The following is a 22,014-nucleotide window of genomic DNA, read 5'->3' as shown; positions in this document are numbered from 1 at the left end:
CCCGCATGCACACTACCGACACCGCCCCCCGCAAGACGGGCTTTCCCTACCGGCGCCTGCTGGGCGACGCCCGTTATGCGCTGCTGCTCAATGTCCTGTGTGCCCTCTTCATCACCTTCGTGATGAGCGGTGGGCAAAGCTTCTGGCTCAACCTGCTTGCATCGATGTGCATCGGCGGCATCGCCTTCCTGCTCATCGACGGCATCCGCCTGGCATGGTGGGGAGAGGGACGCCGCCCCCCAAGGCTGCCCTTCACTGCCCTCATCATCGTGAGTGCCGCCGTGGCGCAAGTCGGCGGCACCATGCTGTTCGGCTGGCTGGCCAATATCGACGTTCCCGCGCCCGTGTCTATGTCGCCACGCAATGTCGGCATGACGGTTTTCACCTTGGCGGCGGCCGGGGCGGCCATCCTGTTCTTTGGCAGCCGCGAAAAGATTGCGCGCCTGCAAATGGAAGCAGCCGAGGAAAAAGCCCGCGCCGAATCCGTGGCACGCCAGGCCATGCAGGCGCAACTGCAGTTGCTGCAGGCGCAAATCGAGCCGCACATGCTGTTCAATACCCTGGCCAACCTGCAGGGCCTGATCAGCTTTGACCCGGACCGTGCCCAGTTGCTGCTCGACCAGCTGATCCAGTACTTGCGCGCCACCCTCTCTTCCTCGCGCGCCGAATCCACCACCCTGGAACAGGAGTTTTCCCTGATGCAAGCCTACCTGGGCCTGATGTCGATACGCATGGGCGCGCGCCTGCGCTTTACGCTGGACTTGCCCGCAGCCTTGCGCCAGATCAAGGTGCCGCCCATGCTGCTGCAGCCGCTGGTGGAAAACGCCATTCAGCACGGCCTAGAACCGAAGATCGAAGGCGGCCATATCCACGTGCAGGCATCCACGGACGGTGGCGTGCTGCTGCTCACCGTCAGCGACGATGGCCTGGGCCTCGACCATCCGGGCCAGACCAAAGGTACGCAGCTGGGCGTGGCGAATATCCGCGAACGCCTGCGCGGCATGCATGGCGATGCCGCCAGCCTGTCACTGGACGCCAATCCGTCGGCAGGCGTCGTGGCCCGCCTTCAATTACCGATTCACTCCACCACCGCGAGCCCCACGCCATGACCAGCCCTACCCCGCGCGCCCTGATCGCCGAAGACGAACCCATACTCGCCGCCGCCCTCGCGCACGCCTTGCAGCGACTGTGGCCGGAACTCGACATTGTCGCCACCTGCCCCAACGGCGTGGAAGCCTTGCGGCAAGGCCTGGCGTTGCAGCCCGACATCCTCTTTCTCGACATCAAGATGCCAGGCAAGACGGGCCTGGAAGCGGCCGAGGAGCTGGCAGAACAGTGGCCGGACGGCATCGCGTTCCCCCACATCGTGTTCGTTACCGCCTATGACGAATACGCGCTGGCCGCCTTCGAGCACGCGGCCGCCGATTACGTCTTGAAACCCGTCAACGATGCGCGCCTGGCCAAGACGGTGGAACGCTTGCAGCAGCGCTTGCGCGACAGCGGCGTTGGCAAAGGCGTTGGCAACGGCACCGCTGCAGCAACAGCAACAGCAACAGCAACATTAACAGCAACCTCAGCGCCAGCGACGACCGCTACGGCAGCGCCGGCAGCCGGAACCGCCAGCGATGACAATATGGCTCGCCTGCTTGCCCAGCTGCAAGCCATGCTGCCGCCCGCGCCGCGCCTGCAAATGATACGGGCGGCCGTGGGCAACAGCGTGCGCATGATCGCCTTGGCCGACGTCGTTTATTTCGAGGCGCTGGACAAATATATCAACGTCGTGTGCCAGGACAGCGAAGCGCTGATACGCACGAGCCTGAAGGAACTCTTGCCCCAGCTGGACCCGCAACAATTCTGGCAAATCCACCGGGGCACCATCGTCAACGCCAGCGCCATCGCCACGGCCGTGCGCGACGAGGCCGGCAAGCTGTCGCTGACCCTGCGCCAGCACCCGGCGCAACTGCGCGTCAGCCCTTTATATGCTCATCTATTTCGCCAGATGTAAGACGCGCAAGAGCCAAGGCCTAGTGCATCTGGTGCTTCAGGTCCGACAACTCATCGTGGACCTTGAGCACGACGCTCTTCATTTCAGGCGTCACGCTGGTCGCCGCACCGCACGCCCGCTTGGCGCGGTCGCCCAGCGATTCCATCTGGTCGACGGCTTGCCGGATGCGCGCATCGTCTTGCGTATCGATGGCTTGCCGCACGGCGCTCTTTTGCTGGTCCAGCTGGTTGATGCAATCCTTCAAGTCCATCGGCATGCCCTGCTGCTTGCCGCACAGCTGGGCCGCCTGGCCGATCGCGTGTTCGATGGCGCCAAAGCGCCGTGCCACTTCCTTAACCTGCATCATGATGTGTCCTCCCAGAGTGTCTGTAGTTGGATCGTCAAGCCGGCACAGGGTTCCCCGCCAGCGGCCATCGCGTCGAAATGGTATGAGGCGTCAAAGATCGAGGAGATCGGTGCGAACGAGGCCAAGGGCAGCCGCATCGACAAGATCACCAGCGCGCTGGGCACCTTGTGCGTCACCACGCGCGCCGGCAAGAACGGGGAAACGATGATCGGCATGTGTCCCAAATAGCCGGACTCAGCCCGCCGCTTCGCGCGCCCCCAGCGGCTGCAAATGGCGCAGACGCAAGGCGATCAGCACGCCGCCGCCCAGGCACAGGCCCAGCATGATGACCACACCCGTCCAGCCGTCGAAGCCCCACATCATGCCCGAGGCGGAACCGATCAGGCTCGAACCCAGATAATAGAACAGCAGGTAGAAGGCCGAGGCCAGGGCCTGTGGCGCGCGGGCGCGGCGGCTGACCCAGCTGCTGGCGATCGAGTGCGAGGCGAAGAAGCCGAAGGTGGCCAGCGCCATGCCGATGACGATCAGCGGCAGCGAATCGAACAGGGTCAATAAAATGCCGGACAGCATCAGCGACAGCATGATCCACAGCACGCCCCGGCGCCCCAGGCGGTCCACCAGGCGGCCCGCCCAGACGGAGCTGAAGATGCCGATCAGGTACAAAAAGGCCAGCAAGCCGACCGTGCTCTGGCGCAAGCCGAATGGCGCAGCCAGCAGGCGGTAGCCGATGTAGTTATACAAGCTGACGAAACAGCCCATCAGCACGAACGCGAGGCAGAACAGCCACGGCAAGCCCCGGTCGGAAAAATGCTGGCGGATGGCGTGCGGCAAGGCGTTCCAGCCCTTTGTACTGGGCACGAAATTCTTCGACGCAGGCAGGCTGCGCCAGAACTCCGCCGCCGCCAGCACGCCGGCCACGCCCAGCACGCCCAAAGCCCAGCGCCACGACAGGAAATCGCTGAGCATGGATGCCACCAACCGTCCCGACATGCCGCCAAACGCGCTGCCGGCGATGTACAAGCCCATCGACAGGCCCAGGGACGGGCCCTCGATTTCCTCGCCCAGGTAAGCCATGGCCACGGCCGGCATGCCGCCCAGGGCAATGCCGAGCGCCGCGCGGATGGCCAGCAACTGCGCATAATCCTGGGCGAACGCGGACAAAATGGTCAGTATCGCGGCGGAAAACATCGACGCCACCATTAAGGGCTTGCGCCCGACACGGTCCGACACGGCGCTGAGCAGCACCAGCGAGATGGCCAGCAAGCCGCTCGACACGGAGAGCGACCAGCTGCTTTGCGCGGGCGTCAGATGGAACTGCTGCGACAGCAACGGAAACAGTGGCTGGATACAGTACAGCAAGCTGAAGGTGGAAAAGCCGCCGAAGAACAGCGCGCGGTTGCTGCGCTTGAATTCCGCCGTACCTTTGGCGATGGCCGTGCGGGGCGCGGGAGCGGCGGGGGCAACAGGAGACAGCGCCGGGTTGGCGGCAGAGGTGTAAGCAAGCGATGAATCAGACATGGCCATGTTTCAAAGAGGAGCGAGTCTTCATCTTAGGATTGCCAACTCATATCGTCCAATATATATTCAAGGCCCAACTCATACTTTAAAACGATTACTGAACAAATATGGAACTGCGCCACCTCCGTTACTTTGTCGCCGTCGCCGAGGAACTGCACTTCACGCGCGCGGCCGAGCGCCTGCACATCGGCCAGCCGCCGCTGAGCCAGCAAATCCAGGCGCTGGAAGCGGAATTGGGGGCGCAGTTGTTCGAGCGCAACAAACGCTCCGTGCGGCTGACGGAAGCAGGCCGCCTCTTTCTCGACGATGCGCGACGCATCCTGGGCCTGTCGGAGCAGGCGGCTGTCACGGCGCGCCGGGCCCAGCGGGGCGAAGCGGGCGAATTGCGCATCGGCTTTACCTTTTCGACGCCGTTTACGCCCTACTTCGCCACCGTCATCAACCGCTACCGCCAGCAATTTCCGCACGTCACCTTGACCCTGCATGAAATGGCGACATTGCATCAACTTGAAGCGATCTCGGGCAGGACGATGGATCTGGGCTTCGTGCGCCCGCCGGAAACGACGTACCCATCCGATATCAAGCTGACGCAACTGCGCCAAGACCCGCTGTTCCTCGTGCTGCCCGTCGCCCACGCGCTGGCGGCCAAGGACGCGATCGCCATTGCCGACATGGCGGGCGAAGGCTTTGTCATGTACCCCAAGGATGCGGGCACGGGGATTTATCCGCAGATATTCCGCCTGTGCAAGGCGGCCGGCTTCGTGCCCCAGGTGGCGCAGGAAGCGGGCGAAGCATCGACCATCATCGGCCTGGTGGCCGCCGGCTGCGGCATTTCCGTGCTGCCCTCTTCGTTCGACCGCATCCGCATGGATGGCGTGTGCTACCGCCCGATCGCCGACCCGCAGGCGACGACCAGTCTGTTATTGGCGCAAAGGGAGGAAGAGACGTCGCCGCTGGTGGCGGCGTTTGTGAAACTGGCCGAGGAGGCGGCCATGGAAGAGAAAGAATAGGCCGATGAGGTCGGCGTAGGTCGGCTTAGCCCAAAGGGCGTAAGCCGACACCAGCGGTCACGAATAATCCGCGTCCAGCTCCGAGCCCGCATAATTTTCCAGGTCCTCGAACAGGCTCTTCATGCTGGCCCGCGTGAGGATTTTATGCACGACGGTGCAGCTGCGGCGGTACGACTCTATACGGTCGAGCAACACTGGGTGGTGCTGCACGGGCACCTTGGCCACCAGGGCGGCCCAGCCTTCTTCGAAGTCGGGCTTGTTCTTGCGCACGGAACGCACAAAGCGTTCAAACTCCTTTTGACCCGTGCGCGCGATGATGCGCCCGCCGCCTTCGATGGCGAAGATGATGGCCAGGGCGATGACGCCCTCGGCATTCAAGTCGCTGTCGCTGACGGGGCCGTTGTCATGGTGGCGGCGCAGCCAGCTTGCCAGGCGCACGACGGCTTGCACTTCCTTGCGCTGTTGCAACTGCACTGCATACTTTTCATAGCCGGCCCAGTTCTGGTTCGGGTCGGCCTGGCAAATGTCGATAAACAGCTCGCGCAGGCGCCGCTGCAGGTAGACGGGGTCCTGGTCGTATTCGCCGACGAGGGCGTCTTCGGGCAGCTGCGACAGTTCCTTGATCAAGCGAAAGCCCACCTGGAACGCGTGCTCGGCGCCGTGCTCGACGAGGAAATCGAGCGCGGCCTGGTCGCCTTCATGCGTGACGGCCTGTTCCAGGCCCAAGGACACGCCACCCACCGTCAGGTACAGCGCTTTCTGGATGCCGTCGGCCGTGCGTTCATTCGTGAACTTCTCGGCCACCATGGCCGTGATGCCCGTCAATTCGTCGGCCAGGTTCAGGGCCGCGTCCTCGCGCGGGTCGCCCGGCAACAGTTTGATGGCGCGCACGAGGCGCGGAAGATTCTCTACAACAATTGCTGGCAGCATTAGACGTTCCCTGCTTTCATTACGAGAAAATGCCCGTGCCCAGGCTGCGGCGCGTGCTGGAACGCGGCGCGCTGCGCGTGCTCGGCACTTGCTTGCGCAGGCGGTACAGCAGTTCCTTGGTGCTCCGCTGCAACATGGTCGGCTCTTCGTCCGGATCGTCCGAATATTCCGCATCGGCCAGGTCGGCGCTGTGGCGGAAGTCGGGGAACAGTTCGAACAGCGAGCGGTCCCAGCCGTCTTCATTCGCTTGCGCCAGTTCGATGGCCAGCGGCACGACGTCGTTGTCGGACGACGTCACGCCCGTCACATACGGTCCCTTGATGACGATCTCGCCCGCCACTTCGAGGATTTCCTTCGGCGCCATCGAGAACAGGATGGCGAACGCCGTGGCGCCCCAGTCGGTGGCGGACGCTTCGAGCAGCAGCTCGCGGCGGCGCTCGGCATCGTCGGTGGAAAACACCACGCCGTGGATGTGCGCGAACAGGGCTTCGGCGATGCGTTCCGGATCGTCCTCGATCTGGTCGTCGCTCCACGTGGCGGCGATGAAGGCCAGACTGTCGGCCCACGCCTTCGGCGGAACCAGCAAGGTTGCCAGCGACATCTTGCCGCCGTCAAAGCCAGCCAGATGCAGGGCCGTTACCTGTGGCGGGATGGCGCTCAGCACTTCCACCACGGCCAGATCGCCATACTGGTCGGCCGCGTCGGCAAACGCCTGCTCGGCGTGGCCCAGCGAACCGGACAGCACCAATTCCGTGACCTGTTTCGTCAGCGCGGGAAGATTGCTCTTTTGTTCATTATCGGCCATGGTCATCTCCATCCTGGTCAAACATCTGGGCGAAATCGTCGGTGGCTTCGTCTTCGTCGTGATCGTCGTCGCCGTCGTCATTGGCGGCCAGTTGGTCGAGCGACTGGTCGTCGTCGTCCCACAGGCGCGGGTTCTTGTGCAGGAAAGCCGTGATGATGGCCTGGCGCGCCAGGTCGGGGAAGCTCTCTTCGATGGCGGCGTACATCTTCGCCGCTTCCGGCGCGGCGCACGCGGCCATGGAAAACACGCGGGCCGGGTCGCCGAACTCGTAGTCTTCGCTTTCGGCCAGCAAGCCTTTCGGGTCGCTGAAGGTGATGTGGTCGACCAGGGCGAAGGCCAACATGTTCACGTCTTCGATGCCGCCGCCGCTCGCATATTCGCCGACCAATGCATCGACCATGCTCTTGTAGTTCTTGCGGTTCGGCGGATCGCCGAGGATGCCTTCGATCTGGCCTTCCAGCTCACGCGACTGATACGCGAATTCAGGGTGTACTCTTCTCATGCTGTGCTTTCCAATGTAACGCGCGGCGCTGATAAAAGCGCCGTTGTTGTTGTTTTAAATATCATTCAAGCCGCCCGGTGGCGGCTGCCGGCAGACTCAGTCGGCTGGAAGCGCGGTGCCGTGCAGACGAAACACGCCGCACCACAGCGCATACGCTTCCGCTTCCGGATCGATGATGATGCGGTGGTTCACGCTCTGGTCGTATTCGGCGCGCTTGGCCGGGTCGGCCAGGATTTCATAGGCCTTGGTGACGCTCTTGAAGCGCGCCTCGGCGCCGGGGGCCTGGTTGCGGTCGGGGTGGAAGCGCATGGCCAGCGAACGGTAAACCTTCTTGATTTCATCGTCGCTGGCATTGGGCGCGACACCGAGGACGTTATATAAATTTTCCATAAAAGGCTCCGGGGTCACGTTTTTCTACTAATTAAAGGCGAATTATCCTATAGAACGGCGTCGGCGTCGCTTGCATGCTGGGATATGGGGCCAAATACGTGCTTATAAAGCGCTTGCGGTACGGTAAAATGCTCTTTACTGTCACTCTTCCGCATTGATCAATGAGCAACGATAAACCGAATACCGCCGCGCCAGCGCTGGCGCCCAATTTCTTGCGTAACATCATCGAAGCCGACCTGGCTGCCGGCGCCCACGTGCGTCCCGGCCTGCCCCAGGTGATCACGCGTTTCCCGCCGGAGCCGAACGGCTACCTGCACGTGGGCCACGCCAAGTCGATCTGCGTCAACTTCGGCCTGGCACGCGATTACGCCGGCCAGTGCAACCTGCGCTTCGACGACACCAATCCGGCCAAGGAAGAGCAGGAATATGTCGACACCATCATGGACAGCGTGAAATGGCTGGGCTTTGACTGGGAACCGAAGCATGCCGATGGCCAGAGCCACCTGCACTACGCGAGCGACTATTTCGACCAGCTGTACGCGATGGCCGAATACCTGATCACGGCCGGCTTTGCCTACGTCGACAGCCAGAGCGCCGAAGACATGGCCGCCAACCGCGGCAATTTCGGCCAGGCCGGCAAGAATTCGCCATTCCGCGACCGTCCGCGCGACGAATCGCTGGCCCTGTTCCGCGCCATGAAGGCGGGCCAGTTCAAGGATGGCGAGCACATCCTGCGCGCGAAGATAAGCGAAGATGCCATGAGTTCGCCGAACATGAACTTGCGCGACCCGGCCATCTACCGCATCCGCCACGCGCATCACCACCGCACGGGCGACGCCTGGTGCATCTATCCGATGTACGACTACACGCACCCGATCTCGGACGCGCTGGAAAACATCACGCATTCAATCTGCACCCTGGAATTCCAGGATCACCGCCCATTCTACGACTGGCTGCTGGAAACGCTGTCGGCCGGCGGCTTCTTCGCAAAACCGGTGCCGCACCAGTACGAATTCTCGCGCCTGAACCTGACGTACATCGTCACCAGCAAGCGCAAGCTGCGCCAGCTGGTGGAAGAAAAAATCGTCGACGGCTGGGACGACCCGCGCATGCCGACCCTGGTGGGCATGCGCCGCCGCGGCTACACGCCGGAAGCGATCCAGCTGATGTGCGAACGCACGGGCGTGACGAAATCGGACGGCTGGATCGACTACAGCGTGCTCGAAGGCTGTTTGCGCGAAGACCTGGACCCGAAGGCGCCCCGTACGGTGGCCGTGCTGCGTCCATTGAAACTGATCATCGACAATTTCCCCGAAGGCGAAAGCGTGGAATGCACGGCGCCCGTGCATCCGCACTTCCCCGAGCGCGGCTTGCGCACCTTCCCCATCTCGCGCGAGCTGTGGATCGAGGAAGACGACTTCATGGAAGTGCCGAACAAGGGCTATTTCCGTCTGTATCCACCGATCGACGACAAGCCGGGCAGCCGCGTGCGTTTGCGCTACGGCTACGTGATCGAGTGCACGGGCTACGACAAGGATGACAACGGCAAGGTCATCGCCGTGCATTGCACCTACTTCCCGGACAGCAAGTCGGGCACGGAAGGCAGCGCCAATTACAAGGTCAAGGGCAATATGCACTGGGTCAGCGCACCGACGGCCATTCCTGCGGAAGTGCGCCTGTACGACCGCCTGTTTACGGACCCGCAGCCGGACGCGGGCGGCAAGGACTTCAAGCTGGCCTTGAATCCGCTGGCCAAGGAAGTGGTGCAAGCGTGGCTGGAACCGGGTGCGGAACTGGCCCAGCCGGAAGAGCGCTTCCAGTTCGAGCGCCACGGTTATTTTGCGGCCGACCGTGTCGACAGCCAGCCGGGCAAGCCCGTCTTCAACCGCATCGTCACCCTGAAAGATAGCTGGCAGCCCGCCAAATAAAGGCTGACGGCACACGAAAAAAACCGCTTCGGCGGTTTTTTTCGTTTCAACGAGAAATATTGCTTGTTGACTATAATAACGATAATTTTGTATATTAGGCAGCTATTGAGCAATTTACAATTTTAATAGTGCTTGTACAACGCAGCCTAGCCTCCGTCGCCCAGGCGGCACCCGATTCCTCTTCCTGATGCGGATGGCGATGTCTTCTACTGCCGGCGAACACCCCTTATCTGCTGAAAAAAGACCACTGTGGCTGCTCGGCTTCGTGATGTCGACGATGGTGGGCCTGCTGTTCTATATGGCCGCCTCGCTGTCGATCGAAAACGATGCCAGCGAGCTATTCAACAATCTGGCGCGCAATACCCAGAAAAGCATCGAATCGCGCGTCAAGTCATATGCCAACCTGCTGCGCGGCACGGCCAGCCTGTTCCACGCCAACGAACACGTGAGCCGTGAGCAATTCCACCGCTACGTGGCGAACATCGCGCTGCAACAGAACTATCCGGGCGTGATGAACCTCAATTACAGCCAGGAACTGGACGAGACGCAGCGCGCCGCTTTCGAAGCGGCCATGCAGCGCGACTATCCACCCGGGCGCGACGGCTATCCGGCGTTTGCCGTCCATCCACCCGCCCCGCGCGCTCACTATTCCGTGCTGATGTATATCGAACCGATTGCCAGCGCCCCTGAAAAATATGGCTATGACATCGCTTCGCGCCCCCTGATCGCCGAAATGCTGGCGCAGTCGCGCGATTCCGGCAACATCAGCAATTCCGGCGTGCCCGTGCCGATGGAAGGCCGTCCCCAATTGACGGGCATGGCCATGCGCCTGCCCGTGTACCGCTTTGGCATGCCGGTCGATACGGTGGAGCAGCGGCGCGCGGCTTACCAGGGTTCCGTCGGCATCGGCTACGACCTGGTGACGATGATGCGCAGCGCACTGGCCGACATGCCGGTGCGCAACGTCCGCCTGACCCTGTTCGATATCGGCCCGCAGGCGCGCACACCGCTAGACTTACCGCACGATATGCGCCCCATCTTCGACAGCACGACGGCGGGCATGCATGCGCCATGGTGGCTGCCCGACAATTCCGGCCGCTACCTGAGCAGCACCATGCTGATCGAACACAATAGCCGCGTGTGGCAAGCGCTGTTCAGCGTGCGCAAGAGCGACCTGTATACGCGCTTCGACGTCTTTTTGCCGTGGCTGGCCCTGCTGATAGGCTTTGCCAGCACCATGCTGCTGTACATGCTGTTCCACACTCTGGCGTCGTCGCGCCGGCGCGCCATCCAGATGGCGAACGGCATGACGGAGGAATTGCGCGCCAGCCAGATCCGTCTGCAGCTGTCGCACCAGAAACTGCGCCGCCTGGCGGCCCACGCCGACCAGATCAAGGAAGAAGAGCGCAAGCGCATCGCGCGCGAAATCCACGACGACCTGGGGCAGAACCTGCTGGTCTTGCGCATCGACGCCGACATGCTGGCCTCGCGCACGCAGCGCCGCCACCCGCGCCTGAACGCCCGCGCCCGCTCGACCCTGGAGCAGATAGACGCCACCATCAAGAGCGTGCGGCAGATCATCAACGATTTGCGCCCTACCGTGCTGGACCTGGGCGTGAATGCGGCCGTCGAATGGCAGGTGGCGCAGTTTCGCCAGCGCACGGGCATCGCCTGCGAAGTGAGCGAAAGCCATGACGACATTTGCCTCAGCGACCAGTGCGCGACGGCCCTGTTCCGCATCTTGCAAGAGTCGCTCAGCAACATTTCCCAGCATGCCCATGCCAGCCGCGTGCAAGTCAAGCTGGAAAAGTGCCGCGATACGGTATCGATGAGCATCAGCGACAACGGCGTGGGTGCCGCCATCGACGGGCGCAACAAGCTGGGCTCGTTTGGCCTGGTGGGCATCGAGGAGCGCATTAAGTTGCTAGGCGGCACTTTTTACATCGAAAGCAGTCCCGGCGCCGGCATGAGCGTGCACGTCAGCGTACCGCTGGGCGCGGACGCCACCGCGTTTCCCTACCAGGAAGAAAGCCGGGTCAGCAACTGACCGGCGTGCACCCGCATGGAGCAAGCTCAGCTTGCATATTTCGTAATTAGATGCAATATTGATGTAGAACAATTCAGCGCCCGCCCGCCATGGGCCAGGCATCCTTCGACCATTCGCCAGGAGTACACCCCAACGCTATCCCTTGTTTCACCGTATTTCCCACAACGCTCTTTACAAAAGGACATTCATGGATACGAACGACAGTTTCAAGGCAATTGCCGATTTGAATTTGGACGCGATCAAGGTCAAGCTGATGCACCGGGAGTCAGGCGAAGGATGGAGCCTGGAAAAGGCAAATGCGGTGGAATTCGAATACCGCCGCTTCCTGATCCTGATGAAACAGTTTCCGGAAGAAGAAACAGCGCCGCTGATGGACGTTGATACCTTCTGGCACTACCACATCCTCGACACCCTGAAATATGCGGCCGACTGCGAACAGGTGTTCGGTTACTTCCTCCATCACTTCCCCTACATCGGCCTGCGCGGCGAAGACGACGAAGCGGCGCACCATCGCGTGGGCGAGCGCATGAAGCAGCTGTATGAGCAAACGTTCGGGGAAGACTATATCCGCGCGGAGACGGCGTATTCGGGGCGCGCCGTACAGGCGGCATATTCGGGACGGGCAGTGCAGGCGGCGTATTCAGGACGGGCTGTCCAAACAGCATTTTCCAGTGCGGCGGTACAGGCAACGGCCTACTCGGGCCGGGCCGTGCAAACGGCGTTTTCCAGTGCGGCCGTGCAGGCGACGGCGTATTCGGGCCGCGCGACCGGGGCTGCCAGCACCGCATTTTCCAGCGCGCCCGCCTCACTGGCCGCAGCGGTGGTCAAATCGTCTTCGACTGGCCTGGAAATGGGGCGCTTCTATGTCGATCGTCCGGTATTGAACCGCGACCCGCAATAGAAAAGCGGAAAACAGATGTGGCTGCCGCACGCGGCAAGCCTGACTTACCCAGACGGCACCTCTCAGTTTGCCGTCTGTCAGGCGCTCTTAGGCAGCCATCAACTCGCGCAGTTCACGAATGCTGAAATCGCTGATTTCATGCATGCGGATGAGGATCGTGGCGCCGATCGGCAAGGTGTTGTGACGAATCTTGCTGATAACAGGTGGCGCCACTTCCAGAGCTCGCGACAAGGCGGCATCGTTTTTCAGTTGCAGCTTGTCGATGATCGCATCGAGGACACGATTCGGGTTGTAGGTAGGCAAAGAGGTAATTTGTTTGAGAGACATGATCAAAAATCCGTACTTGTTGTATTAGAGCAAGAAAAAACAGAATGTCTCTTCTGCACTAATTCAGGGTAAACACACTAAAAAGCGCCATCACTTATGCGGCTTTTACGCCACAAACAATATAATACACGCTATTGTTGATTTTTGCGTAACTTAAAGCAAAATTGTGATAATTGAAGAGAATTGACGCACTTGGAATGTGCTAGAGGATAACTCAAATCGGAAAAATTTGCTGCACGTCATCAATTTTCACGATGAGCAACACCGCTATGCATGAGCCAGGCTATGGCCATGAGGGTGCCCAGGCGGGCCATTTCTGCGGATAAATGCCAGCCTTGCGCGGCCACGCCGGCCGGGGTGGCAAGCGGGCAAGTGCATGGGAACTCGTCCGCGCGGCACCAGGCCAGTTGCCGGCGAATTTCATCGGGCGGTGGCGGGGGTTGCAGCGCATGTTCGCGCCGGCGCATATAGGCGCGCACCTGCTCCTTGCTGGGGTGACTCGTAGCTTGCATGGCTCGCTCCTGCTGACGGGAAACAACGCCACGTTAGTTGTAGATGCAGAGCCCGCCACAAGAGCCCACACGCGTGACGACATTGCTCACCATATCGCCAGCGCGCCATGGCGCGTTTGCGGTGCATCAAATGGCACGGCCCCGGTGTTGCGCCGCCCCCCCCCCGTACTGCCCCACGGCCGCTTCCGTTTTATTTCTTTTGCTGGCGCACGCGCTGTTGCTGTTTTTCCTGCGTTTGCTGGCGGTTCTGCTTGCGCTCGAACAGGGTGACCGCATCTTTCGTGGCTTGCTCGACGGTACGCATTTCTTCATGCGCATCGTGCGGGACGAAAAATTCGGCGTCCTGCGCCGCCACGACCAGCTTGATGGCAGCTTCGTCGTCGAGGTCGTACAGTTCCGTCAGGACGGTGGTGACCTCGTCCAGGTATGCTTCGTAAGTGAGGGTGCTCATGCTGTCTTCCTTAAGTGAGTGGCGCAGCGCGGGAACGGCGCGCTGCGCGCCGGCCCAGCAAAGTGCGCAGATAACCGGCCATTTTACCCGATGCCGGCGCCATCGGCGGGCAGCGGCCGCAAGGCATCGGCCACGCGCGCGTAGCGCAGGCGCACGCCCAGCTCGCGCTTGATGCGCGTATTGTGCAATCGGCGCGATTCGGACATGAACGACAGCAGCATCGGCGTGACCACCTGCTGCAGCGCGGCACGGGGCAGGCGCGGCGGGCGCGGCAGGCCGAACGTGTCGGCCACGGCATCGAAATACTCGGCCATTTTGAGTTCGCTGTCATCGCTGGCGTGATACACGCGTCCCGGCTTGCCCCGCCAAAGAGCCCGCTCGATGATGCGCGCCAGGTCGTCCGCATGGATATGGTTGGTGTACACATCGTCATCCGCGGCCAGGGCCGGCGTGCCTTCGCGCAAGCGCTTCAAAGGCAGGCGGTCGTCGGCATAGATGCCGGGCACGCGCAGGATGGCCACCTTGGCGCCGCGTCGCGCGCCCCAGCCGCGCAAGACCCGTTCGGCGTCCACGCGCCGCTTCGCGCGCGCATTGGCCGGCGCCGTCGGGCGCGTTTCATCGACCCAGGCGCCGGCGCAATCGCCATACACGCCGCTGGTGCTCACATACACCATGCGTGCATGCTCGGGTAAAATGGCGGCCAGATTGCGCGTGCGCCGGTCCAGCAAGCCCGACGACAAAGGTGGCGCCAGGTGCACGATCATCGTCGCCAGTCCCGCCAGCCGTTTCAGGCTGGCGCGGTCGTCGAGGTTGGCCACGATGGGCACGGCGCCGGCTTCCCGCAACTGCGCGCAGCGCGCCGGCTGGCTGGTGACGGCAAAGACGCGAAAGCGCGCGCGCAGCAGGGGCAGCAAGCGCATGCCGACGTCGCCGCAGCCCAGGATCAGCAGGCGCGGCAAGCCTGACGGCTTGCGCAAAGAGTGCATTAACATATTTTTCATCTCAAGGATTGTATGACTTTTCAAATTACTGTTCAGCCCAGCGGCCACCAATTCAGCTGTGAAGCGGACGAAACCGTCCTGTCGGCGGCGATACGCGCCGGCGTCGGCCTGCCATACAGCTGTAAGAGCGGCGCCTGCAGCTCCTGCAAGGGCAAGATCGTGTCCGGCAATGTACAGCATAAGCCATACCAGACCCGCTCCCTCACGGAAGATGAAGCGGCAGCCGGCTACTCGCTGCTGTGCTGCGCCGTACCCCAGGGCGACCTCGTGGTGCAGGCGCGCGAAGTGGCGGGCAGCAGCGACTACCCGATCAAGAAAATGCCGTCGCGCGTGACCACGATCGAAAAAGTCGCCCCTGACGTCGTCGTGCTGACCCTGCAGTTGCCGGCCAGCGAGCGCCTCAACTACCGCGCCGGACAGTATATCGAAATCATGCTGCGCGACAACAAGCGCCGCAGCTACAGCATGGCCAGCGCGCCCGTCGAAGGCGGGCCCGTCAGCTTGCACATCCGCCACATGCCGGGCGGCCTGTTTACCGACCAGGTATTTGGCACCATGAAAGAGCGCGACATCCTGCGCTTCGAAGGCCCGATGGGCACCTTCTTCCTGCGCGAAGATTCCGACAAGCCCGTCGTGCTGCTGGCCTCGGGCACGGGCTTTGCCCCGTTGAAAGCCATCGTCGAGCACATGATCAACGAGCAATCCCCGCGCCCGATCACCCTGTACTGGGGCGCGCGCCGTCCGCACGACCTGTACATGGATGCGCTGTGCCGCCAGTGGGCCGCCGACTTGCCGCAGTTCACCTATGTGCCTGTCGTGTCGGACGCCCTGCCGGAAGACGGCTGGAGCGGCCGCACGGGCTTCGTGCACCAGGCCGTCATCGCCGACTTGCCGGACATGTCCGCGTATCAGGTGTATGCCTGCGGAGCACCGATCGTCGTCGAGTCGGCCCACCGCGATTTCGTGCAGCTGTGCCAGTTGCCAGACGACGAGTTTTACGCGGACGCTTTCACCACGGAAGCCGACCTGGCCAAGTAAGCGTCACCGTCCAGACAGCGGGGCGCGGCTGGTGCGGCGCCCGCTGCCACCACCGCTCTACCCCGCTGCTTCCTGGAAATTTCATGTCTCTCGCCTCTGCCGGCAACGGCTTCAGTATCCTGCGCCACCGCAACTTCGCCTTTTATCTTTCCGCCCGCGTGCTGGGCACGGTGGCCGTGCAGATGCAAAGCGTGGCCATCGGCTGGCAGGTGTACCAGATCACGGGCAGCCTGTTCGACCTGGGCTTGATCGGCCTGGCGCAATTCGCCCCCTTCCTCGTATTGATTTTGCCGGCAGGCCATGTGGCCGACCGCTACAACCGCCGCAACATCATCGCCTGGTGCCTGGCGGCGCAGCTCGCTTGCGCGCTGGCCCTGCTGGCGTTCACTCTGAGTGGGCTCTCCATCGTCTGGCCCGTGTTTGCCGTGCTGGTGCTGTTCGGCAGCGCGCGCGCCTTCATGATGCCGGCCACGCAAGCCGTGCTGGTGAACATGGTGCCCACGCAACACTTCAGCCGCGCCGTCGCGCTCAGCTCGTCGAGCTCGCACGTAGCCATCATCCTGGGGCCTACCCTGGGCGGCTTGCTGTATTACTTCGGCCCCAAGGTCGTGTATTTGATCTCGTCCGCGCTGCTGGTCGTGTCCGTCCTGCTGATGCGCGCCACCACGCCCGCGCCGCAGGTGGTCAGGCGCGAACCCGTCAGCTGGCATACCCTGCTCGAAGGCTTGCGCTTCGTCTGGTCGAAACCCATCGTGCTGGGCGCCATTTCGCTCGACCTGTTTGCCGTGCTGTTCGGCGGCGCCACGGCCCTGCTGCCGGCGCTCGCGCACGACGTGCTGCATATCGGCCCCAGCGGCCTGGGCTTGCTGCGCACGGCGCCCGGGGCCGGCGCGGCCCTGTGCTCGATCGCGCTGGCCATCTTCCCCATCACGCGCCGCGTGGGACCGTGGATGTTCGGCGGCGTGGCCGTCTTCGGCCTGGGCACCCTGGTGCTCGGCAGCACCAGCTATTTCCCGCTGGCGCTGGTGGCGCTGTTCCTGATGGGCGCCGGCGACATGGTCAGCGTCTACATCCGCCACCTGCTGGTGCAGTTCGAGACGCCCGACGAAATCCGCGGCCGGGTCAGCGCCGTGAATGCCGTCTTCATCGGCGCCTCGAACGAGCTGGGCGAATTCGAATCGGGCTTGACGGCCGGCTGGTTCGGCCTCGTGCGCGCCGTGCTCTTCGGCGGCGCCGCCACCCTGGCCGTGACGGGCATCTGGGCAGTGCTGTTCCCCGTGCTGTCGCGCATGGACCGCTTCCCCCACCACGAGAAAGAAGCGGCCGCCAGGACGGCTACCACGGCGGGCGTATAAGGCCTAAGATGCGCTATCGCCACTGACGAACCGCACCATGAAAATCACGCTTCCGTTCCGCAGCTTCATCCGCAGCCGCCCCCATCTGAGCATGGCCACAGTCATCGGCGTGGCGGCCGGCCTGCTGCTGCCTGCATCTTGGCAACAGATGACGCGTTTGCTGACGGCGTGGAACGTGGCCGTCTGGTTCTACCTGGCGACGATGGCCTGGATGATGATGCGCGCTAACCATCACAAGGTCAAAGCCATGGCGGCGCGCCAGGACGAGCGGGCGGCAACAGTCTTGTCGGCCCTGTCCGTCGCATCCGTGATGAGCCTGGTGGCCATCGTCTCGCAGCTGTCTTCGATGAAAGACCTGGCGCCGGACGAGCGCGCGCTGCACTACGGCCTGACGATACTCACCCTGGTCGGTTCCTGGTTCCTCGTCGGCACCCTGTTCTGCTTCCACTATGCCCACCTGTATTACCAGGCCGATCCCGCGCTGCGCCCCCTGAAGTTTCCCGACAACGAGCAAAACCCCGATTACTGGGATTTTCTCTATTTCGCCATCACCATCGCCGTGGCCGTGCAAACGTCGGACGTTTCCGTGCAGACGCGCATGATGCGCCAGATCGTGCTGGGGCAATCCGTGCTGAGCTTTTTCTTCAACCTGGTCGTGCTGGGGCTGTCGATCAATATCGCCGCCGGCCTGATCAATGGTTGAAGTAATTTCGTGATGGAAACTTGACCTGGCTGAAGGGTTAAGCTCATCTTAATCGTGCGCACCCTCTTGAAATACTGGAAAGAGGAGTAAGATAAGTTCCATGCACAGAGGTCATGTGCATGGGGCAGCAACCAGGCCGCAGCACGCCTGAGATGGGTTTTTTTTGAATTGACAGGAGTAAGCATATGCAAATCAATATTCATACCGACAGCACCATCGCCAACACCGCTGGACTGAACGAACATGTGCAATCCGTACTTGAAAGCGCACTGAGCCGCTTCCGCGACAACCTGACCCGCATCGAAGTCCACATCAGCGACACGAATGGCCCGAAAGGCGGCGCCGACGATATTCGCTGCGTCATGGAAGCACGCGTTGCTGGCTATCAACCGATTGCTGTGACCGAACAGAACGCCACCGTGCATCAATCCGTTGCCGGCGCCACCGACAAACTGAAACGCGCCATCGATAGCGCCCTGGGCCGCTTGCAAGACAGCAAGCGCCACGCCACCGGCAAGAATGCCGTGATCGATACGGCCGAAGCGGAAGAAACCGCCGAGTAACTCCCCACCCGCAGGATTTCCAGAGACTGAGGCAGCCGTTCAAGGCTGCCTTTGCACATCTGGACCACCTTCCTGCACGACAACATCAATAGCAAAACAGCAAGCATTTCAACTTATTAACACGACCACGAAATAATTGTCGTATTTCTCACAGTAAGTGACATCAAGCAAGCCTTTGCCGTTACAGCCAAGGCCGCTTTACGCTATCATGAAGCTACCGGCCCCCTGCTCGCGCGCGCCGGCTTTTTGAAAGTGTGATTGTGGAACAGATCGGCAACTTCGGCACTTCAGGCTGCAACATCGGCGATTTACAGTTATTTCGCGATGGGGCGGATAGCCAGACGGCCGCCATGCTGGCGCCCTGCCCCGTCATGCGCCTCGAAGCGGGCGAAGCCATTGCCGACACACAAGGCACCTGCCTGTACATCGTCCTGCGCGGTTCGCTGGCCGTGGCCGCCGACATCCACACGGGCATGGATGACGGCACCGTCAGCAAGGTCTTGCCCGGCGAAAGCGTGGGCGAACAATCGGTGCTCGATGAAGCGAGCAACCTGGCCGCCATTTCCGCCCTGGAAGAAACCGACTTGCTGGTGATCGACGCAGCCGTCGTCTGGGAATTGATCGAGCAATCGAATGGCCTGGCGCGCAACCTGCTGCGGCTGCTGTCCTTCCGCATCCGCGCCGCCAATGCCCTGCTGCGCCGCCGCCAGAAACTGGGCGAATTCTACCGCCAGCTGTCGATGGTCGACAGCCTGACGGGCTTGTACAACCGCGCCTGGCTGACGGATTTACTGCCGAACATGATCGTCACGGCCCACGCCAGTGCCTCGCCGCTGTCGCTGGTGATGATAGACCTCGACCATTTCAAGCGTTTCAACGACACGCACGGCCACCAGGCGGGCGACCAGGCGCTGCGCATCGCCGCGCAAGTGCTGGGCGCGGCCCTGCGGCCCACGGATTTTGCCGTGCGCTATGGTGGCGAGGAAATGATGGTGATCTTGCCCGACACCAACGAACACGTGGCTCTGCGGGTGGCCGAACGCCTGTGCGAACGGATGCAGCAAGCCGTCATCTTCGCCGACATGCGCAGCGCGCTGCCGCACATCACGGGCTCGTTCGGCGTGTCCAGCCTGGCGGCCGAACAGGACGACCATGCGCTGATCGCGGCCGCCGACGCGGCGCTTTACCGCGCGAAGGCAGGCGGACGCAACCAGGTCATGCTGTAGATCAGGCGGCCTTGCTGTCGGCAGGCTTGGTCGCGTCCGGCTTGGCAGCCTCATCCTTCTTGCTGCTGTGCGCGGCGATGAAATCCGCATAGCCCTTCTGCACCAGTTCATACGTCTTGTCGATATTGCCAGCGATATCGCCGCCCAATACTTTCAAGCCTTCCAGGATATCGCGCGCTTCCTTGAAGCCTTTTTCCATGCCGCCGCTGATGGTATCCATGAACTTGGTCAGGGCCGCATCGTCATCCAGATCGGGATTCTGTTTCTTGAAGGCGTCAAAAAAACCGGTCGACAGCGATACAATGCGGCTCGCCGTCGCTTCGGCGCTATTGTCCTGCGACGCCGCGTTCTGGATTGCATCGTCGCCGTACTGGCCCTTCAGCGCTTCATTGATGTTGGTGATGGCCGTCTTGTACAGCAACGCCAGCGGCTCGTTCTCGGAACCGATCGACACGTTCAGCGAGGCCTGCATGATGGAAGCGTTCAATTGCAGCTTCGTGCGGTCGTTGACGCTCATTTCAGCGTTGACGCCGTCCTTTTGCTGGACTTTCTCGTCCTTGCCGGCAACACCTGTACTGACGGAAGTCACGGAAGGGTTGGAATTGCCGCTTGCGGCGATGGGAATTGACACGATAGACCTCCTTGAACGGGCAATGTATGCCACCATGCGGGAAACGCGATGATGACCATCCTCTCGTGTAGTATCGGCAGGTTTTCAGAAAACTGTAGCAGCGGCGCGTGTACGGCCCGGATAACCAATCAAGTAACCAAGCAATGACCATCAATGACTAACCAGACCTTTCTTTGGCACGACTACGAAACCTTTGGCGCCCAGCCGCGCCGCGACCGCCCGGCCCAGTTCGCCGCCATCCGCACGGATGCGGAGCTCAACGAGATCGGCGAGCCGATCATGCTGTATTGTCAGCCGGCCAATGACTTCCTGCCCGATCCGCAATCGTGCCTGATCACGGGCATCACGCCACAGCAGTGTCTGCAGCTGGGCGTGCCCGAACACCAGTTCGCCGCCACCATCGAAGCGGCCTTTTCGGAGCCGGGCACTATCGGCGTGGGCTACAACACCATCCGTTTCGACGATGAAGTCACACGTTTCCTGTTCTGGCGCAACCTGATCGACCCGTATGCGCGCGAATGGAAAAACCATTGCGGCCGCTGGGACATCCTCGACGTGGTGCGCATGACGCACGCGCTGCGCCCGGAAGGCATCGAATGGCCGAAGCGCGACGATGGCCAGACCAGTTTTAAACTGGAACACTTGAGCAAGGCCAACGGCCTGGTCCACGAAGCGGCGCACGATGCGCTGTCCGACGTGCGCGCCACCATCGCCCTGGCCCGCCTGATCAAGCAAAAACAGCCGAAACTGTTCGAATTCTGCCTGGCCCTGCACAAGAAGGACCGGGTCGCCAGCGAAATGGGCATGCACCTGGCCGCCAGCGAGCGCCAGCCTTTCCTGCATGTGTCGGGCATGTTCCCCGCCGAACGGGGCTGCGTGGGCGTCGTCTGGCCGCTGGCCACGCACCCGAGCAACAAGAACGAGATTCTCGTCTGGGATTGCGCCTACGACCCGCGCGAACTGTTCCAGCTGGACGCCGACACCATCCGCAAGCGGCTGTTCACGCGCAAGGAAGCCATGCCCGAAGGCATGACGCGCCTGCCCGTGAAAAGCGTGCACCTGAACAAATCGCCCATGCTGGTCGGCAATTTGAAGACCCTGTCGCCGGCCATGGCCGCGCAATGGGGCATCGACGTGGACGCCGCGAAGGTCAACGCGCAGCTGGCCGCGACGGCGCCGAACATGGATGCCATCTGGGCCGAAGTGTTCCAGCGCCCGGGCGCGAATGTCGCGCTGGACGTGGATGAGGATCTGTATAACGGTTTCGTCAGCAATGACGACCGCCGCCTGCTCGAATCCTTGCGCCGCGAAACGCCGGCCAAGCTGGCCACGGCCCGCCCCTCGTTTGCCGACGAGCGCCTGCAGGAATTGCTGTTCCGCTACCGCGCCCGCAATTTCCCGCAAACGCTGAGCGAAGCGGAAAGCCTGCGCTGGGAACAGCACCGCGCCGCCCGCCTGTTCGACGGCGACGGCGGCGCCCGCACCATCGAAATGCTGTTTACGGAAATCGACGTGCTGTCAGAATCGGTGGATGAGCGGGGGGAAGAGATTTTAGGCGAGCTGTACGACTACGCGGAGATGGTGGCGCCCATGCGCGACTGAAACAGGGCGCGAGTCGGGTAGGTCGGATTAGCGGGCCGAAGGCCCGCGTAATCCGACAACTTTGTTGACGTTACCGGTGTTGTCGGGTTACGGCCGCAGGCCTAACCCGACCTTGTATTATTCCCTTCATGCCGTTCGTGATATTGCGAACGGTATCGACCGCTGTCAAAATCTTGGTAGGCATATCAAGACCGGGTAACTGGATGCCGTATCCGCCCTTAGG

At 62.1% G+C, this 22,014-nt stretch carries 24 protein-coding genes; 13 read left to right on the top strand and 11 right to left on the bottom strand.

Annotated elements, in window-relative coordinates; genetic code table 11:
- Positions 1 to 5: 5 nt before the first annotated feature.
- A complete protein-coding gene (locus ACQ4WO_RS18615) occupies positions 6 to 1,109 on the top strand; it encodes a sensor histidine kinase (protein ID WP_436482726.1) in 1,104 nt (367 codons plus the stop codon).
- Complete coding sequence (locus ACQ4WO_RS18610; RefSeq protein WP_436482725.1) at positions 1,106 to 2,005, top strand: LytR/AlgR family response regulator transcription factor; 900 nt, start codon at positions 1,106 to 1,108, stop codon at positions 2,003 to 2,005. Before ACQ4WO_RS18615 ends, ACQ4WO_RS18610 begins: the two co-directional genes overlap by 4 nt.
- Positions 2,006 to 2,024: 19 nt before the next feature.
- Here ACQ4WO_RS18610 and ACQ4WO_RS18605 read toward each other — a convergent pair whose 3' ends face one another.
- Positions 2,025 to 2,351: a hypothetical protein gene (locus ACQ4WO_RS18605; RefSeq protein ID WP_128140358.1), complete on the bottom strand. Its 327-nt coding sequence runs from the start codon at positions 2,349 to 2,351 to the stop codon at positions 2,025 to 2,027.
- 3 nt (positions 2,352 to 2,354) lie between these two features.
- Between ACQ4WO_RS18605 and ACQ4WO_RS18600 the strand changes: the two genes are divergently transcribed.
- Positions 2,355 to 2,579: a hypothetical protein gene (locus ACQ4WO_RS18600; RefSeq protein WP_436482724.1), complete on the top strand. Its 225-nt coding sequence runs from the start codon at positions 2,355 to 2,357 to the stop codon at positions 2,577 to 2,579.
- Positions 2,580 to 2,585: 6 nt separating this feature from the next.
- Here the strand turns inward: ACQ4WO_RS18600 and ACQ4WO_RS18595 are convergent, their stop codons facing one another.
- Positions 2,586 to 3,869 carry an MFS transporter gene (locus ACQ4WO_RS18595; RefSeq protein ID WP_436482723.1) on the bottom strand — a complete coding sequence of 428 codons (1,284 nt, stop codon included), beginning with the start codon at positions 3,867 to 3,869 and terminating at the stop codon, positions 2,586 to 2,588.
- A gap of 107 nt (positions 3,870 to 3,976) precedes the next feature.
- On the opposite strand from ACQ4WO_RS18595, the gene ACQ4WO_RS18590 reads away from it, so the two are divergent.
- Entirely contained in the window at positions 3,977 to 4,879 is a 903-nt protein-coding gene (locus ACQ4WO_RS18590) for a LysR substrate-binding domain-containing protein (RefSeq protein WP_436482722.1), read from the top strand.
- Positions 4,880 to 4,936: 57 nt separating this feature from the next.
- Here ACQ4WO_RS18590 and ACQ4WO_RS18585 read toward each other — a convergent pair whose 3' ends face one another.
- From ACQ4WO_RS18585 to ACQ4WO_RS18570, 4 genes are all read right to left on the bottom strand, one after another.
- Positions 4,937 to 5,809, bottom strand: a complete 873-nt coding sequence (locus ACQ4WO_RS18585; RefSeq protein WP_034759925.1) for a hypothetical protein — start codon at positions 5,807 to 5,809, stop codon at positions 4,937 to 4,939.
- 19 nt (positions 5,810 to 5,828) lie between these two features.
- Positions 5,829 to 6,614: a hypothetical protein gene (locus tag ACQ4WO_RS18580; protein WP_076567276.1), complete on the bottom strand. Its 786-nt coding sequence runs from the start codon at positions 6,612 to 6,614 to the stop codon at positions 5,829 to 5,831.
- A complete protein-coding gene (locus tag ACQ4WO_RS18575) occupies positions 6,604 to 7,116 on the bottom strand; it encodes a hypothetical protein (RefSeq protein ID WP_034759931.1) in 513 nt (170 codons plus the stop codon). Before ACQ4WO_RS18575 ends, ACQ4WO_RS18580 begins: the two co-directional genes overlap by 11 nt.
- A gap of 96 nt (positions 7,117 to 7,212) precedes the next feature.
- On the bottom strand, positions 7,213 to 7,506 hold the full coding sequence (locus tag ACQ4WO_RS18570; RefSeq protein WP_071325010.1) for a DnaJ domain-containing protein: 294 nt from the start codon (positions 7,504 to 7,506) through the stop codon (positions 7,213 to 7,215).
- A 161-nt stretch (positions 7,507 to 7,667) separates the two neighbouring features.
- On the opposite strand from ACQ4WO_RS18570, the gene ACQ4WO_RS18565 reads away from it, so the two are divergent.
- The 3 genes from ACQ4WO_RS18565 (at position 7,668) to ACQ4WO_RS18555 (ending at position 12,382) form a co-directional block, all read left to right on the top strand.
- A complete protein-coding gene (locus tag ACQ4WO_RS18565) occupies positions 7,668 to 9,434 on the top strand; it encodes a glutamine--tRNA ligase/YqeY domain fusion protein (protein ID WP_436482721.1) in 1,767 nt (588 codons plus the stop codon).
- 199 nt (positions 9,435 to 9,633) lie between these two features.
- A complete protein-coding gene (locus ACQ4WO_RS18560; protein WP_436482720.1) occupies positions 9,634 to 11,481 on the top strand; it encodes a CHASE domain-containing protein in 1,848 nt (615 codons plus the stop codon).
- A gap of 187 nt (positions 11,482 to 11,668) precedes the next feature.
- Entirely contained in the window at positions 11,669 to 12,382 is a 714-nt protein-coding gene (locus ACQ4WO_RS18555; RefSeq protein WP_099410537.1) for a glycine-rich domain-containing protein, read from the top strand.
- An 87-nt stretch (positions 12,383 to 12,469) separates the two neighbouring features.
- Here the strand turns inward: ACQ4WO_RS18555 and ACQ4WO_RS18550 are convergent, their stop codons facing one another.
- The 4 genes from ACQ4WO_RS18550 to ACQ4WO_RS18535 all read right to left on the bottom strand — a co-directional run bounded on the left by ACQ4WO_RS18550 (position 12,470) and on the right by ACQ4WO_RS18535 (position 14,673).
- Positions 12,470 to 12,709 carry a hypothetical protein gene (locus ACQ4WO_RS18550; RefSeq protein WP_029496207.1) on the bottom strand — a complete coding sequence of 80 codons (240 nt, stop codon included), beginning with the start codon at positions 12,707 to 12,709 and terminating at the stop codon, positions 12,470 to 12,472.
- Positions 12,710 to 12,951: 242 nt separating this feature from the next.
- Positions 12,952 to 13,221, bottom strand: coding sequence for a hypothetical protein (locus ACQ4WO_RS18545; RefSeq protein WP_436482719.1), 270 nt, complete (start codon positions 13,219 to 13,221; stop codon positions 12,952 to 12,954).
- Positions 13,222 to 13,411: 190 nt separating this feature from the next.
- The gene (locus tag ACQ4WO_RS18540) at positions 13,412 to 13,672 is read right to left on the bottom strand and encodes a hypothetical protein (protein WP_436482718.1); all 261 of its coding nucleotides are present in this window, start codon (positions 13,670 to 13,672) and stop codon (positions 13,412 to 13,414) included.
- Between the two features lie 83 nt (positions 13,673 to 13,755).
- Positions 13,756 to 14,673, bottom strand: coding sequence for an SDR family oxidoreductase (locus tag ACQ4WO_RS18535; protein WP_436482717.1), 918 nt, complete (start codon positions 14,671 to 14,673; stop codon positions 13,756 to 13,758).
- A 12-nt stretch (positions 14,674 to 14,685) separates the two neighbouring features.
- Here ACQ4WO_RS18535 and ACQ4WO_RS18530 point away from each other — a divergent pair, with 12 nt between their 5' ends.
- The 5 genes from ACQ4WO_RS18530 (at position 14,686) to ACQ4WO_RS18510 (ending at position 19,558) form a co-directional block, all read left to right on the top strand.
- Positions 14,686 to 15,711: a CDP-6-deoxy-delta-3,4-glucoseen reductase gene (locus ACQ4WO_RS18530; RefSeq protein ID WP_436482716.1), complete on the top strand. Its 1,026-nt coding sequence runs from the start codon at positions 14,686 to 14,688 to the stop codon at positions 15,709 to 15,711.
- Between the two features lie 83 nt (positions 15,712 to 15,794).
- Entirely contained in the window at positions 15,795 to 17,066 is a 1,272-nt protein-coding gene (locus tag ACQ4WO_RS18525) for an MFS transporter (protein WP_436482715.1), read from the top strand.
- 37 nt (positions 17,067 to 17,103) lie between these two features.
- On the top strand, positions 17,104 to 17,769 hold the full coding sequence (locus ACQ4WO_RS18520) for a DUF1345 domain-containing protein (protein WP_436482714.1): 666 nt from the start codon (positions 17,104 to 17,106) through the stop codon (positions 17,767 to 17,769).
- A gap of 185 nt (positions 17,770 to 17,954) precedes the next feature.
- Positions 17,955 to 18,332, top strand: a complete 378-nt coding sequence (locus ACQ4WO_RS18515) for an HPF/RaiA family ribosome-associated protein (protein ID WP_070221366.1) — start codon at positions 17,955 to 17,957, stop codon at positions 18,330 to 18,332.
- Between the two features lie 260 nt (positions 18,333 to 18,592).
- On the top strand, positions 18,593 to 19,558 hold the full coding sequence (locus tag ACQ4WO_RS18510; protein ID WP_436482713.1) for a GGDEF domain-containing protein: 966 nt from the start codon (positions 18,593 to 18,595) through the stop codon (positions 19,556 to 19,558).
- A 1-nt stretch (position 19,559) separates the two neighbouring features.
- Here the strand turns inward: ACQ4WO_RS18510 and ACQ4WO_RS18505 are convergent, their stop codons facing one another.
- Positions 19,560 to 20,189 carry a DUF5610 domain-containing protein gene (locus ACQ4WO_RS18505; protein ID WP_436482712.1) on the bottom strand — a complete coding sequence of 210 codons (630 nt, stop codon included), beginning with the start codon at positions 20,187 to 20,189 and terminating at the stop codon, positions 19,560 to 19,562.
- 153 nt (positions 20,190 to 20,342) lie between these two features.
- Here ACQ4WO_RS18505 and sbcB point away from each other — a divergent pair, with 153 nt between their 5' ends.
- Positions 20,343 to 21,791, top strand: a complete 1,449-nt coding sequence (gene sbcB, locus ACQ4WO_RS18500) for an exodeoxyribonuclease I (protein ID WP_436482711.1) — start codon at positions 20,343 to 20,345, stop codon at positions 21,789 to 21,791.
- Positions 21,792 to 22,014 lie beyond the last annotated feature (223 nt).

Source organism: Janthinobacterium aestuarii (assembly GCF_051380835.1).
Lineage (GTDB): Bacteria > Pseudomonadota > Gammaproteobacteria > Burkholderiales > Burkholderiaceae_D > Janthinobacterium > Janthinobacterium aestuarii.
Note: the sequence above shows the minus strand (reverse complement) of the source record. Positions and strands in the feature narration are given on the sequence as shown.

Coding starts and splice junctions, on each gene's coding strand:
- ACQ4WO_RS18615 (WP_436482726.1), top strand. CDS start 6: ATGCACACTACCGACACCGCCCCCCGCAAGACGGGCTTTCCCTACCGG.
- ACQ4WO_RS18610 (WP_436482725.1), top strand. CDS start 1,106: ATGACCAGCCCTACCCCGCGCGCCCTGATCGCCGAAGACGAACCCATA.
- ACQ4WO_RS18605 (WP_128140358.1), bottom strand. CDS start 2,351: ATGATGCAGGTTAAGGAAGTGGCACGGCGCTTTGGCGCCATCGAACAC.
- ACQ4WO_RS18595 (WP_436482723.1), bottom strand. CDS start 3,869: ATGTCTGATTCATCGCTTGCTTACACCTCTGCCGCCAACCCGGCGCTG.
- ACQ4WO_RS18590 (WP_436482722.1), top strand. CDS start 3,977: ATGGAACTGCGCCACCTCCGTTACTTTGTCGCCGTCGCCGAGGAACTG.
- ACQ4WO_RS18585 (WP_034759925.1), bottom strand. CDS start 5,809: ATGCTGCCAGCAATTGTTGTAGAGAATCTTCCGCGCCTCGTGCGCGCC.
- ACQ4WO_RS18580 (WP_076567276.1), bottom strand. CDS start 6,614: ATGGCCGATAATGAACAAAAGAGCAATCTTCCCGCGCTGACGAAACAG.
- ACQ4WO_RS18575 (WP_034759931.1), bottom strand. CDS start 7,116: ATGAGAAGAGTACACCCTGAATTCGCGTATCAGTCGCGTGAGCTGGAA.
- ACQ4WO_RS18570 (WP_071325010.1), bottom strand. CDS start 7,506: ATGGAAAATTTATATAACGTCCTCGGTGTCGCGCCCAATGCCAGCGAC.
- ACQ4WO_RS18565 (WP_436482721.1), top strand. CDS start 7,668: ATGAGCAACGATAAACCGAATACCGCCGCGCCAGCGCTGGCGCCCAAT.
- ACQ4WO_RS18560 (WP_436482720.1), top strand. CDS start 9,634: ATGTCTTCTACTGCCGGCGAACACCCCTTATCTGCTGAAAAAAGACCA.
- ACQ4WO_RS18555 (WP_099410537.1), top strand. CDS start 11,669: ATGGATACGAACGACAGTTTCAAGGCAATTGCCGATTTGAATTTGGAC.
- ACQ4WO_RS18550 (WP_029496207.1), bottom strand. CDS start 12,709: ATGTCTCTCAAACAAATTACCTCTTTGCCTACCTACAACCCGAATCGT.
- ACQ4WO_RS18545 (WP_436482719.1), bottom strand. CDS start 13,221: ATGCAAGCTACGAGTCACCCCAGCAAGGAGCAGGTGCGCGCCTATATG.
- ACQ4WO_RS18540 (WP_436482718.1), bottom strand. CDS start 13,672: ATGAGCACCCTCACTTACGAAGCATACCTGGACGAGGTCACCACCGTC.
- ACQ4WO_RS18535 (WP_436482717.1), bottom strand. CDS start 14,673: ATGAAAAATATGTTAATGCACTCTTTGCGCAAGCCGTCAGGCTTGCCG.
- ACQ4WO_RS18530 (WP_436482716.1), top strand. CDS start 14,686: ATGACTTTTCAAATTACTGTTCAGCCCAGCGGCCACCAATTCAGCTGT.
- ACQ4WO_RS18525 (WP_436482715.1), top strand. CDS start 15,795: ATGTCTCTCGCCTCTGCCGGCAACGGCTTCAGTATCCTGCGCCACCGC.
- ACQ4WO_RS18520 (WP_436482714.1), top strand. CDS start 17,104: ATGAAAATCACGCTTCCGTTCCGCAGCTTCATCCGCAGCCGCCCCCAT.
- ACQ4WO_RS18515 (WP_070221366.1), top strand. CDS start 17,955: ATGCAAATCAATATTCATACCGACAGCACCATCGCCAACACCGCTGGA.
- sbcB (WP_436482711.1), top strand. CDS start 20,343: ATGACTAACCAGACCTTTCTTTGGCACGACTACGAAACCTTTGGCGCC.